The sequence below is a fragment of the Shewanella sp. GD03713 genome, assembly GCF_029843705.1.
Classification (GTDB): domain Bacteria; phylum Pseudomonadota; class Gammaproteobacteria; order Enterobacterales; family Shewanellaceae; genus Shewanella.
In genome coordinates this window covers 4,038,247-4,050,292 of record NZ_JAOCIW010000001.1, presented here as the reverse complement: position 1 = coordinate 4,050,292, position 12,046 = coordinate 4,038,247, and the positions used below count along the sequence as shown (strand labels likewise).

Below are 12,046 nucleotides of genomic sequence, written 5' to 3'. Positions count from 1 at the left end.
TTAGCTATTAGCAAAAATACGATGCATTAATGCTGGAGAGTCAAGCGTAATTTTGTCGTCGTACATATATGCTTCATAATCAACACTTTCTTCTATGTCATCTTCGATAGTATTACAAACAGATACATAGGAATTTAACCAAAGCTTCTTCATGCCTGCACTAATACGAAAATAGCTATGATTTGAACATTCGATGAGATCTGGCAATGCCCAGCCAGTTTTTTGTAACTGAGCGACGGTCAAAATCAGATGTGCTAATAATGGTTGTTCTGGAACAATTTTTTTGTGGAAATCAGGCCAATATTCAGTATCACCATATTCGCCAGTCTCCTCTTCACTAGATGCTTCCCACCCCTTAATTCTATTTACATCATCCAATGAATCATAAGGATGAGAATGAAAAGTTCCGACCAACTCTAAGTGTGGCCAGTATTGTTGAATCAACGCTTTCTTAGTTTCAATACTTTCAACATCTGGTTGAACATAGTTCTCATGTCTAATGGCGGAGGTTTCTATAGTAGCAGAAGTAATAATAATCTTATCTTCACCATTTTCACCTTTTGCCGGAACAGAGTAGCCCCACAGCAAACCATATGTTTCAATTTTGTTTTTTCCTTTTGAACGTTCGGTCGCTTTATGAACAATATCGTATGCTTCAATTGCAGCCGACATCAGTACTGGCATGACGTGATCTTCAATTACTACCCTCATGAGTTAACTCCTTGTGTAAAAATCCATTGCATTGATTTTTAGTTTATACGTATTAGCGATTGAATATTATTAACTTGCTTTTATGTAATAGGCAATTTTATCTTAGATACTTAAATTTTTTGTAATGGCTAAATTGTGTCACTCATCTTAAATGGCTTTTCGATTTTTATATCTGTGATTTTTGGTTTTAACTTTTCTTCGGCTAAGTTCAGTGGTGCGAAATAGTTTGAGCATGGCTTTTAGTAAAGGTGTTTCTTAATTGCCTGCCGCAGGCTCTCGCACTGTTACACCAGTGACTCGCTGTAAATACATCCCTGTAAGCTCTGCTAAAACATCCATGTTTTAGAAGGTCACTGGTGCAACAATGCCAGTTCTGGTGCAACCATTGAGTGAAGAGTAATGATGCCTACCCTGTTTTACACTATGATTATGTCATTGCTTCGACCATTATGTCAGGAGTTAAAATATTAATTCTTTCGTCTTTTATTTTTGTAATATTTGCAAAGAATATTAAGTTTTGGAGGCTTAAAGGGAAGAAAAAACCTCTTTTGTTCATATCTATAATTAGCTCTGTTCTGTCAAGCCTGAAAAATGATTTCCCTAAAAGATTGTCAGAGTCAAAGATGGTTTTAATTTCTTCTGGTAAAGTATCGTTCGTGAATCTAAGCCTAAACTTTTGACGTAACATAGCAGACCATTCTTTATTTAAATAGTGAGCATAAGATATTTCATCAAATATCTTGATCATAGTCCACTCACTTGTTTCTAACGTTGCGTATACTCCATTTAATCGCCTGCTTTCATTATCTAATTTTAGCCAGTCATTTTTACACTTATATCTTAGGTCATGCTCAACTTCATGCCAACCCTCTGAAAAAATAGTTCTAATTTGTAGCTCGAATGTGTTATCAATTAAATGCTTGCAATCGTTTCTGTTTAGTGTTTTTGTTAGATTTTCATTTAGTTCATAAACTATATTAAAACGAGTTGCCTTGAACTCATCATTTTTATTTTTATCAATGCTTACATCATTTTCTCTTTCTTTAAACTCTGTAGATATAATATGACGAACAGTGTCTATGTCATCGTTAAAGTAAAGGACAACTCTTATTCCTATGATGTCCTGTATTTTTTTATTTATGCCATACTCGCTGTCTGACTTTAGTTTTTTATTCAGAGATTCTTCGCTCTTTGTCCTGGAAAATATTCTAAACATTAATCCGACATCGGATAATTTTGACGAAATTATATCTGTAACTTCTCTCATTACAGCTTCTGAATTCATTGATGCGTGTATTGAGTTCACGTACAATTCCTTCCTAATATTTCTTTTATTTCAGCAATTTTAGTTTTGTTGATAGTTATAAAACTGGCGTCATTTGCGCCTAAAATAAAATCTTCTTGTTTAAGCCTTCTAATTTCTTTGCTAATTTCCTTTTTACTAAACTCATCAGTTTTAAATAGATTGTTTGTAAAATAATGAAGTCTATCGATTGATGGGCTTCCAATCGGCCATATTTTTGAGAATATATAGTGTGCTATATTGGGTTGAGGGATTAACTCGTCAGTTTCCTCGAGACTTTCAATGTCCTCGATGAAATTGTTGTTGTCTTTACAATTGTAAAAGTTAATTTGAGGTTGCTCATCAAAGATATATGTGCAATCCCAAAATAAACAATTTAAAAAAGTAACATCTTCAAAATTATCTAAATTAAAATTAACATGGTTGAATGTGCATTCATTAAATATGCTGGAGCTAATTTTCCCAGATTTGAAAATATTTAATTTTTTGATGTTAATAGATGTTATGTCAGCTTTGGAGTATACATTATCTTCAATATGTTCCGTTAAAATTGCTTCAAATTTCATTCTTGTAGATAAGTCAAGGAACTCTTTCATTGTAGAAAGCTTGCTCCATAGAATACTTTTTTGATTACTGCTTCTCGGCATATACGATAATACTGCTGGCTCGACAAATCTCTCATCACTTGCAATCCAATCTTCACTCGATGATATGATGCTTTCGGCTATATAGTTACCGAAAACAAATTCATTAATGAATTGAATATTGTTTTCACCCTGATTACTTCGGTCAAAAAAAGCATGGTTTGATAATGTGGTTGCTAATTTGTCAATAGTGGGTCTATCCTTAGGGGAGTATAGTGTTCTAACGCTGTTTAATAATTCTGCTCCTCTTTCTTTTATTACTTTTATTATTTTTTCTTTACTATCAGCTGTGTAATTGTTATCACACATATCTTCTGCGACAAGTTTGAGCAATTCCATTTGCTGATCTGGATTCATTCTTAATTCTTGCCGATCCATCTCTCGATTTAACATTGATGAAAAATATTGTTCAACAATTTTTGATGGTTCTTGGCATAATGATTCGAACTTACTATCATTAACAAATCGTAAAAAGCTTAGGAGCACAGGGTTTGATAAGTTATTTATATCAATAGTTGTGTTTTTTAGTTTTTCTAGTCGTGTAGTTGTTATCCAATCTTGGACTTCTGGTTTTTCTAATTTGTATCGATTAATTGAGAATTTGTTCTCATATCTATTTATCCAATCGTTAAACATTTCACCATCAAAAATTGCTGATCTTCTTGATGTTAAAATTATTTTTGCGTTGTTTGTTAAAAGTTCTCCGATAGTTTCGAGCATAGGTTCTGCATTTTCAAACTTAATCGTTTCATCACGAGAATCACCTTTGTCGTGTAATAATTCATCAAAGCCATCTAATACAACAACAATTTTACCTTGTTTTACTTCATCAATGACAACATCTGAGTTTACCGAGTTAAAAGAACGATCGACTTCTCTTACAAATATATGGCTGAAAACCCGTGCTTGTCTGTCCCTTGAAAATTCTGTAAAGAATGGTATGGGGGCATTTTTATAGTTATTAACTAGGTTGTTTATAATTTCGTATGAAGTGCATGTTTTTCCAAATCCAGCTGGAGCCTCGATAATATTTAGTTGCGGGCCAGTAATTAGCAGGCTTTCACAAATGTCTTTTATTAAATCTTCATTTTCTTTTTTATTGTTCTTTAAATATGGAACCTTTATATATGAGTAGTTTTCAGCATCATCTGGTAGTACACTTAATGTTCTTTCGCAATGGCTTTTATATTCTAGCTGTATTTTTTTCTTCCACTCTGAAACATTGAAAAAGCCGTCGAATAGTGTTTTTTCTATTTCTTCAATATTTTTATAAAATGCTTTTTTAGTTGAAAATCCTAATGCTTCAAGTTGAGATGATACATTATCCATCTCATGTTCAATGTTCTCTTTTTCTTTTGTATTTAGAGATACTATTTCGGCGTTGTGAAAAAAACCTGATTTGAAAGTGAATGCTAAAAATTTTCCGTTTGATACATTTTTTCTAAATTCGAATCCATACTTTTTGTATAGTTGTATAATTTTCTCTTTTTCATTCATTTTATTATTTGTCTCTATTTTTTGTGTTTTTGATATTATTTTATAATGCTTAGGCATCTTTGGGCGACTTGGTAGATGATGGTGTCGACTTGTTGCTGGGTAAGATCTTGGGTTTTCAGTTTCGGGATCGTTCCGACTAATTGTTTGTGGTTGAGGATCGGGAACGGTGGTTTTGATTGACTGGTGACATACCAGCCGGGGAATACTAGGGCTGGGGTAGCGGCGACGGGTGAGCCTGTGGTTTTGGTTAACCATTGGCTGACCCATTGGGCTTGGCGCTGCGCTTGTTCGATTGGTTTGGTTTCTGTCCACGAGGGGAAGTTTAAGCACCCGTCTTTGTAAAATACTTCATAGCCTTTCTTACCAGAACTAGGGCCAAAGCCTCCGCCATTGGTTTGGCGTAGGTCTTTATTGCGCTTATGGCGGCCTTTGGTTTCAATCGCGAATACACCATTTTTGCCGATTACGAGGTGGTCGATATTAAAGCCGTCGGCTTGTACATCGTGAAACACTTGATAACCCAAGGCTTGTAGGCCGATAAGTTCATTAGCGGTGGCGATTTCGGCCGTATGCCCTAGGCGTAATTTGGTAAGTTTGGAGAAGAGTTTCCACGTTTTAAATCCAAAGTAAGTGGCGCCTACAGAACCTATTAGTGCGTAAGCCCAAGGGAATTTTCCGACAGTGATGTAGGCATGGACACTGCTAGCCGCAAATGGGAGGCATACCACCAGTATTCCCATCATCACACAGCCCATTAAATCTAATTGCAGATCATGGATTTGCAGTTGTAAGCCATAGGCGGGAATGCGGGTTAACTGCTCACGATCCACGGGCAGGGTGACTGTGGCATCACGGTGTTTTAGTAACGCATACATCACACCAATAGTGATAATAAAGCCTGAGAGAAGTATCCCGTAAGATAACAGGCCGTTAGTAAAATCTGCCATTTACATCCTTGAAGTAAAAAGGTTTTTTATTCCATAACGCACATATAACGAATGTGCTTTATACCTTGGTGACAGAGGTGGCTTTAAGAGGGGTGAGGCGGATAACTGAGTTGCTGCTTCATCCCTAAATAGCGTGCTCGATAGTGGTGTTCGAGTGTGGCTCTGCATTTCCCTTAGTGGTCACACTTTAACCCGCGTTATGCGGTTTAATCAATGCGTTTTATCACAAATACTTATTTTAAATAACAACTTGTGAATATTGGGGGAGATGAATTGGTGGGCGTTTTGGGGTTATACAGGGCAAATAAAAACGGCCAATCGAATTGGCCGTTATTATTTTCCGTTAGCAGTGGCTGCTTAACGATAAAATGCTTCTACTGTGCCTTTGATGGTTAGCAGCAGAGGTTGACCGCGACGGTCTAAAGATTTGCTTGGTACTTTAACCCAGCCTTCGCTGATGCAGTATTCTTCAACATCGAAACGTTCTTTACCGTTTACGCGAATACCCACATCGTATTGGAAGATTTCAGCCACATGGTGGCGGCTGCGTGGGTTAACCGAAAGACGATCCGGTAATGCGGGTTGTGAAGTTGTGTCAGTCATGGTCGTTATCTGTAGTGAACAAAAAGTGCGTTATTGTAGGCAATCCCGCCGCCTTGCTCAAGGACTGTTGTTGTCAGTCTGTGACGCCTGAGCCGCTATCTTGGGCGAGCGGCACTTAGTGTGTGTGGTTGCATAAGCCTGTATCGTCTTTTGTTCGCACCCGCCGCAGGGTAAACTCTGGCGGCGTTGGCTATAGGTTTCGCGCCTAAGGCATCGCACATAAGGCGTTACGCTTAAAGCTTAGTGCTCTTAGCGCTTACAACTTAGCATTTATGACTTATTACTTAGTGCTGCGCTCCGTTATTCACCCATATTCGACCCAAGGCACAATAGTTAACTTGCCATGCATGAAGATATCAGTATTCCCTTGCCATCCCTTATCCATCGCATCGGCCGCGAGGCGGTTAAGCGGGCGCAGGCGATTGCCGTGCAAAAGGGCTGCGAGCTTAAGCGGATTCGCCGTTCCCGCAATTGGAGCATCACTGGGCAGGCTATCGCCATTCAAAGCTGCTGCGCCGAGTTAACAGCCCAGAGTGATACTGCCGAATTTGCCTTTCTGATCAAAAAGATCGATACCGCTTTATTACAACACGCCGATAAGCTTGAACCACTCGGCGCAAAACTGGTTCGCCTGATCAACCAAAACCCCGCCATCACCTTAGGTGAGCTTATGCAGCAAACCCAATGCAGTATCAGCGAGGCGCGCCTTGCTCGCTTCGAGGCCGAACTCTAGCGCTTTACTTGCGAGAGTGAGCCGCCTTTGATTTGCATCAACACAGGCGCCTGCTAAAGCGGTCACTATATTAGCCAAATTTTATAAATGGCAGCGTAAACCATGACGGATGTTAGGCTGATTACCCTGTTAAAAATCTGTATTAGCATAGGGCTGTGCCTGATTGTGCTTGGCATTTATCTGCATAACTTTAATGAAACCGTCGAAGCCATGGGCGTTAAGGGGATTATTATCAGCGCCGTTTGCGTTGCCGTTGGCATGGCGTTATCTCTGCCGACAAAGATGTACCTCACCTTTTTACTGGTGAAACGCGAAGCGGATAAGCAAGGCAGTTCTGAGTAACCTTAGCCAAACCTCAGTGAATGTCGCAATAAATCCCACTTTTTGCTTGTTGCTCAAGGCATAAACTCCCGCTGGTGTTTTTTAACATAATTAACCCAAGACTAATGGGCGAAAAACACCGATAATTCCCCCCAGACGATAGCGCCCAAGGGCAATGCTGTGCGGTAACGAATGCGATTACCGCGTTTGAGCATATTGAGTGGAAAAATTCTAATGGAAATCAAAGTTAATTTTCTCGACAACCTGAGACTCGAAGCCAAGTTCGACGATTTTACGGTCACGGCCGATCAGCCCATCCGTTATAAGGGCGACGGCTCGGCGCCGAGTCCCTTCGATTATTTCTTAGCTTCTTCGGCGCTGTGTGCAGCCTACTTTGTGAAGGTATATTGTAAATCCCGCGATATTCCAACGGACAATATCCGCCTGTCGCAAAACAATATTGTCGACCCTGAAGATCGCTACAACCAGATTTTCCAGATCAATGTCGAATTACCCGATGATATTTCGGATAAAGATCGCGAAGGTATTTTGCGCTCTATCGACCGCTGCACAGTAAAGAAAGTAGTGCAGACTGGCCCAGAGTTTAGAATCGAAACTGTTGAAAACCTCGATGCCGACGCCAATGCCATGCTGATGGGCCACCCTGGCGATGACAGCAGCACCTATATTTTGGGTAAAGACTTACCGCTAGAGCAGACCATTGCCAATATGACCGGCATTTTGGCTGAGCTGGGGATGAAGATTGAGATCTCCTCGTGGCGCAATATCGTGCCCAATGTGTGGTCACTGCATATCCGTGACGCCGCATCGCCCATGTGTTTTACCAATGGCAAAGGCGCAACCAAAGAGAGCGCGTTGTGCTCGGCCCTCGGTGAGTTTATCGAGCGTTTAAACAATAACTTCTTCTATAACGACCAGTTCTTTGGCGTTGAGATCGCTAACAGCGAGTTTGTCCATTACCCGAATGAAAAGTGGTTTGCCCTCGAGGAAGACGACGCCCTGCCAGCGGGCCTGTTAGATGACTACTGCCTCGAGATTTATAACCCCGATGAGGAGCTTTGCGGTTCGCACCTTATCGACACAAACTCGGGCAATCGTGAACGCGGTATTTGTGCGATTCCTTATACCCGTAAATCCGATGGCGAGACTGTATACTTCCCATCAAACCTGATTGAAAACCTGTTCTTAAGCAATGGCATGAGCGCGGGTAACAATATCAAAGAAGCCGAAGTGCAGTGTCTGTCTGAAATCTTCGAGCGCGCGGTGAAACGCCAAATTATCGAGCAAGAAATCGTTCTGCCAGATGTGCCTATGTCGGTGTTAGAAAAATACCCCAGCATTCTTGCGGGCATTAAGGGCTTAGAAGAACAGGGCTTCCCTGTGGTAGTGAAAGACGCCTCCTTAGGCGGTCAGTTCCCGGTCATGTGCGTGACGCTGATGAACCCGAAAACCGGCGGGGTATTCGCCTCCTTCGGTGCCCACCCAAGCTTTGAAGTGGCATTGGAGCGCAGCCTGACCGAATTGCTCCAAGGTCGCAGCTTCGAAGGCTTAAACGATGTGCCAAAACCAACCTTTAACAGCATGGCGGTGAGCGAGCCTGAAAACTTTGTCGAGCACTTTATCGACTCAACGGGTGTGATCTCCTGGCGCTTCTTTAGCAGCAAGCATGACTATGAGTTCTGCGAATGGGATTTCTCTGGTACCAACGAAGAGGAAGCGGACCGCTTATTCGGCATTTTAGAAGAGCTGGGTAAAGAGGTGTATGTCGCCGAGTTTACCGAATTAGGCGCATCGGCTTGCCGTATTTTAGTGCCAGATTACTCTGAAGTTTATCCAGTAGAAGACCTGATTTGGGATAACACCAACAAGGCGCTGGATTACCGTGAAGATATTCTAAATCTGCATTCCTTAAGCACTAAGCAATTGGTCAACCTAGTCAATCGCTTAGAGGAAAGTCAGCTCGATAACTACACCGATATTCGTACCCTGATTGGTATTGTGTTTGATGAAAACACCGTTTGGGGTAAGTTAACGATTATCGAACTTAAGATCCTGATTTATCTGGCACTCGGCGCGCATGAAGAGGCACTGGAATTAGTCGGTGAGTTCCTGCAATTTAACGACAACACAGTGAAGCGCAATCTGTTCTTCCAAGCCATGAGCGCGGTTCTGGAAGTGACGCTGGATGAAGACCTTGAACTCGAAGACTTTAGCCATAACTTTACCCGCATGTTTGGCGCGGAAGTAATGGAACAAGTGGTCGGCAGCGTTACTGGTAAAATCCGTTTCAGCGGTTTAACTAAGACCAGCATGCAGCTCGAAGGGATTGAGCCACATTTACGCTTAATCGAGAGCTATAAGAAACTGCACGCCGCCCGCAAGGCCAAAGCGGCGCAATAATCGTGACACGTGTGATGTTTATAAAAAAGCGAACCTAGGTTCGCTTTTTTATTGGTGATTTGTCTGGGGGGAGGCGGCATCAAGCACTATTGGCGATAACGCGGTTTTTGCCATCTCGCTTGGCTTGATAGAGCGCGGCATCGGCGCGTTTTAGTGTGTCTTCATAGGATTTATCGCCCGCTTCTATGCTGGCGACACCTATGCTGACGGTGGCAAATAATCCCTTTACTGAGAGTTGCTGCAATGCCTTAAAGCAGCAGTCACAGAGATATTCGGCAAACACTATGGCTTGGTCATGGTCAACCCCGGGCAGGGCAATCACAAATTCATCGCCACCAAAACGGTAGGCGCTGTCGGTTTTGCGAAATTGCTGTTGGCAGGCTTCGGCGACCGCCATGATGACGCGATCGCCCGCTTGGTGACCCAGTTGATCGTTGATCCGTTTTAGGTGGTCCAGATCTAAGACTAAGATCGATGCCGGAATGCGGTGGCGGCTAAAAGTGTCGAAGAGTAGCTGTAAATCACGGTCTAAGCGACGGCGGTTATAGAGCCCTGTCAGTTGGTCGGTATCACTTAACTGTCGCAGTTGTAATTCCAGTTTATGACGTTTTGAAATATTACTGGCGACCCAGAGGACGACGGGTTCGTTATTCACCAGAAAATCTAACGCCTGAATGCGCCCCTCAAACCAGATGGGTTGCGATGGTCCTTCATCGGGTAAGCCTTTGACATCCTTGTTACTGAGCTCATATTCCTCGATCAGTAATTTACGGCTATCTAAGGCTTGCTGAATAATGTTGAGGTAGTAAGTGGTTTTTTCGTCGTTGAGTACATCGCTCAGGTAAAGGCCGACTAATCCACTGCCGTCGTGGTAATAACGCGCATCTTTACCGCCAAACACGGCAACATAGCGGCCGCTTTGGGACAGGATAAACGCCGGATCGGGTAGCGCGTCTAGCACTAAAGCCATTTGCTCAATACTGACCATCAAACAAGCTCCCCACAAAGGTTATCTGACTTATTCAAGGCTTTGACACTTGCTAAGAATGTCATCATTCGCCATTCAGTCTATGGTAAGAATTTAGCTTTTTTTATGGCGAAAACAAACCTTAACCACATAGTATTCGTGTTTATGTTCGACTGGCCGGTGAGAAGCAAGCAGGGCACGAGAGGATTAATTAAATTGGACTTAGGGTGTAGACTCTAGCCCGTATCAATTTAATGAGGGATGAGTATGCGCACGGCTGATGATTTTATTCAGTATTTAGAACTTGAGCAGCATGTTGAGGGCGGTTATTACCGTTCTTCCTATCGCTCAGAATCGGCTTTTGATCCGAGTCGTCAGCTGTGGAGCAGCATTTATTTCCTACTGCGAACCGGCGAAGTGTCGCATTTTCATCGACTCACGGCCGATGAGATGTGGTATTTCCATGCGGGTCAGTCCCTGACGATTTATATGATTTCCCCCGAGGGCGAGCTGACCACGGCGCAGCTGGGGCTGGATTTAGCCGCGGGCGAAAGGCCACAGTTTTTAGTGCCTAAGGGCTGTATTTTTGGCTCGGCCATGAATCAACCAGGTTTTTCGCTGGTGGGCTGTATGGTGTCACCCGGTTTTACCTTCGATGACTTTGAATTGTTTAGCCAAGAAGCTTTGCTGGACATGTATCCACAGCATCAAGACGTGATCCACAAACTGAGTCGGCCAGAGGCGAAATAGCGTCGTTAAATCATTGCGTTATCATGCAATGAGTTGTTCGTTGAATGGATTCGATAGCCGCATACCAAGCATTAAGGCATGCGGCTTAAGCAGGTTAAGCGCGAATAATATGGGTTACCTGCACCATGGCATCCCGCGCCGATTGACTGACTCCAGCGAGTTGGAAGAAGCCGTGGATCACCCCTAAATAGCGGCGGCAATGGGCATTTACGCCCGCATCCAACAGGTTACGGAATAGCTGTTCACCCTCATCTAGCAAGGGATCGAACTCGGCGGTAATAATATGGGTTTCGGGTAAACCTTCTAACTCTTGACTGCGCAGAGGGCTGGCTTCGACATCGGTTCTGGGGTGCCAATCGAGGTACATATCAAAACCCGTGAGCAGGGTGTCGCGGGTGATGATGTACTTGTCGCCATTGTCGATATAGCTCTGACTTTTGGCGGTCGCATCCAACATAGGATAGATAAGCACTTGTTTTTTAGGTAACCATTGCCCTTGTGCTTTTAACCGCAGGCAAGTGACTAGGGCTAAATGGCCGCCTGCACTGTCGCCCATCAGAGTGATATTGGTGTTGTCACCGCCCCATTGCTGGCAATGTTGCTGCACGAGATTGGCTGCATTGAAGGCATCGTCATGGGCGGCGGGGTATACATGCTCGGGGGCGAGGCGATAGCTGACCGCCACCACTAACGCGCCGGAATCATTGGCGATTTTACGCAGTTGTTGGTTATGGGTGGCTATGCCGCCACTGACAAAACAACCGCCGTGATAGTAAATGACCACGGGTAAGTTGTTGTCCGCCGAGGGCTTAAATAGGGTTAATTCTATGCCCTCAAGGGATAAGGTTTTGACCTCAAACACAGCTTCAGGCTCGCCAGCCAATACCGTGCTGGCGATGTAACCTTGGCGACGTTCCTCAAGGCTTTGCTCGCGCACCGAAGGGCAACCTGCGGCGATAAACTCGCTCACCAATTGTTTAATTCCGTCTTCTAAATAGAGTTGGCTCATGTGCAGTTTCCCTGAATATATTCGGTGAGCGCTTATCGCCCCTTGTGGTCGGCAAAGTGTATCGGCTCAATGTTGAAAAGGGTAGTGTATTGGCTGATTTGCTATTAACTCCATTTATTTCAGTTGATTAGCACTTGTTG

At 43.0% G+C, this 12,046-nt stretch carries 11 protein-coding genes; 4 read left to right on the top strand and 7 right to left on the bottom strand.

Annotated features, from left to right (window positions below; all coding sequences use genetic code 11):
- The 5 genes from N5E87_RS17740 to N5E87_RS17720 all read right to left on the bottom strand — a co-directional run bounded on the left by N5E87_RS17740 (position 1) and on the right by N5E87_RS17720 (position 5,705).
- The gene (locus tag N5E87_RS17740) at positions 1-711 is read right to left on the bottom strand and encodes a hypothetical protein (RefSeq protein WP_279775568.1); all 711 of its coding nucleotides are present in this window, start codon (positions 709-711) and stop codon (positions 1-3) included.
- Positions 712-1,138: 427 nt separating this feature from the next.
- The gene (locus N5E87_RS17735; protein WP_279775567.1) at positions 1,139-2,017 is read right to left on the bottom strand and encodes a RelA/SpoT domain-containing protein; all 879 of its coding nucleotides are present in this window, start codon (positions 2,015-2,017) and stop codon (positions 1,139-1,141) included.
- Positions 2,014-4,212, bottom strand: coding sequence for a hypothetical protein (locus tag N5E87_RS17730; protein ID WP_279775566.1), 2,199 nt, complete (start codon positions 4,210-4,212; stop codon positions 2,014-2,016). The genes N5E87_RS17735 and N5E87_RS17730 overlap by 4 nt, the downstream gene beginning before the upstream one ends.
- Positions 4,191-5,102 carry a nuclease-related domain-containing protein gene (locus N5E87_RS17725; protein ID WP_279775565.1) on the bottom strand — a complete coding sequence of 304 codons (912 nt, stop codon included), beginning with the start codon at positions 5,100-5,102 and terminating at the stop codon, positions 4,191-4,193. Before N5E87_RS17725 ends, N5E87_RS17730 begins: the two co-directional genes overlap by 22 nt.
- Before the next feature lie 357 nt (positions 5,103-5,459).
- Entirely contained in the window at positions 5,460-5,705 is a 246-nt protein-coding gene (locus N5E87_RS17720) for a DUF3297 family protein (RefSeq protein WP_023268625.1), read from the bottom strand.
- A 343-nt stretch (positions 5,706-6,048) separates the two neighbouring features.
- On the opposite strand from N5E87_RS17720, the gene N5E87_RS17715 reads away from it, so the two are divergent.
- The 3 genes from N5E87_RS17715 (at position 6,049) to N5E87_RS17705 (ending at position 9,180) form a co-directional block, all read left to right on the top strand.
- On the top strand, positions 6,049-6,438 hold the full coding sequence (locus N5E87_RS17715; protein WP_279775563.1) for a ribosome recycling factor family protein: 390 nt from the start codon (positions 6,049-6,051) through the stop codon (positions 6,436-6,438).
- Between the two features lie 102 nt (positions 6,439-6,540).
- Positions 6,541-6,780 (top strand): hypothetical protein, encoded by a 240-nt coding sequence (locus N5E87_RS17710; RefSeq protein ID WP_279775562.1) that lies wholly within the window; start codon positions 6,541-6,543, stop codon positions 6,778-6,780.
- Positions 6,781-6,993: 213 nt separating this feature from the next.
- Positions 6,994-9,180, top strand: a complete 2,187-nt coding sequence (locus N5E87_RS17705) for an OsmC domain/YcaO domain-containing protein (RefSeq protein ID WP_279775560.1) — start codon at positions 6,994-6,996, stop codon at positions 9,178-9,180.
- Positions 9,181-9,259: 79 nt separating this feature from the next.
- Here N5E87_RS17705 and N5E87_RS17700 read toward each other — a convergent pair whose 3' ends face one another.
- Positions 9,260-10,168 carry a GGDEF domain-containing protein gene (locus N5E87_RS17700; RefSeq protein WP_279775866.1) on the bottom strand — a complete coding sequence of 303 codons (909 nt, stop codon included), beginning with the start codon at positions 10,166-10,168 and terminating at the stop codon, positions 9,260-9,262.
- A gap of 246 nt (positions 10,169-10,414) precedes the next feature.
- On the opposite strand from N5E87_RS17700, the gene N5E87_RS17695 reads away from it, so the two are divergent.
- Positions 10,415-10,897, top strand: coding sequence for a cupin domain-containing protein (locus tag N5E87_RS17695; RefSeq protein WP_279775559.1), 483 nt, complete (start codon positions 10,415-10,417; stop codon positions 10,895-10,897).
- 94 nt (positions 10,898-10,991) lie between these two features.
- Here N5E87_RS17695 and N5E87_RS17690 read toward each other — a convergent pair whose 3' ends face one another.
- Positions 10,992-11,906 carry an alpha/beta hydrolase gene (locus N5E87_RS17690; RefSeq protein ID WP_279775558.1) on the bottom strand — a complete coding sequence of 305 codons (915 nt, stop codon included), beginning with the start codon at positions 11,904-11,906 and terminating at the stop codon, positions 10,992-10,994.
- Positions 11,907-12,046 lie beyond the last annotated feature (140 nt).

Coding starts and splice junctions, on each gene's coding strand:
- N5E87_RS17720 (WP_023268625.1), bottom strand. CDS start 5,705: ATGACTGACACAACTTCACAACCCGCATTACCGGATCGTCTTTCGGTT.
- N5E87_RS17700 (WP_279775866.1), bottom strand. CDS start 10,168: ATGGTCAGTATTGAGCAAATGGCTTTAGTGCTAGACGCGCTACCCGAT.
- N5E87_RS17715 (WP_279775563.1), top strand. CDS start 6,049: ATGCATGAAGATATCAGTATTCCCTTGCCATCCCTTATCCATCGCATC.
- N5E87_RS17690 (WP_279775558.1), bottom strand. CDS start 11,906: ATGAGCCAACTCTATTTAGAAGACGGAATTAAACAATTGGTGAGCGAG.
- N5E87_RS17740 (WP_279775568.1), bottom strand. CDS start 711: ATGAGGGTAGTAATTGAAGATCACGTCATGCCAGTACTGATGTCGGCT.
- N5E87_RS17710 (WP_279775562.1), top strand. CDS start 6,541: ATGACGGATGTTAGGCTGATTACCCTGTTAAAAATCTGTATTAGCATA.
- N5E87_RS17695 (WP_279775559.1), top strand. CDS start 10,415: ATGCGCACGGCTGATGATTTTATTCAGTATTTAGAACTTGAGCAGCAT.
- N5E87_RS17730 (WP_279775566.1), bottom strand. CDS start 4,212: ATGCCTAAGCATTATAAAATAATATCAAAAACACAAAAAATAGAGACA.
- N5E87_RS17725 (WP_279775565.1), bottom strand. CDS start 5,102: ATGGCAGATTTTACTAACGGCCTGTTATCTTACGGGATACTTCTCTCA.
- N5E87_RS17705 (WP_279775560.1), top strand. CDS start 6,994: ATGGAAATCAAAGTTAATTTTCTCGACAACCTGAGACTCGAAGCCAAG.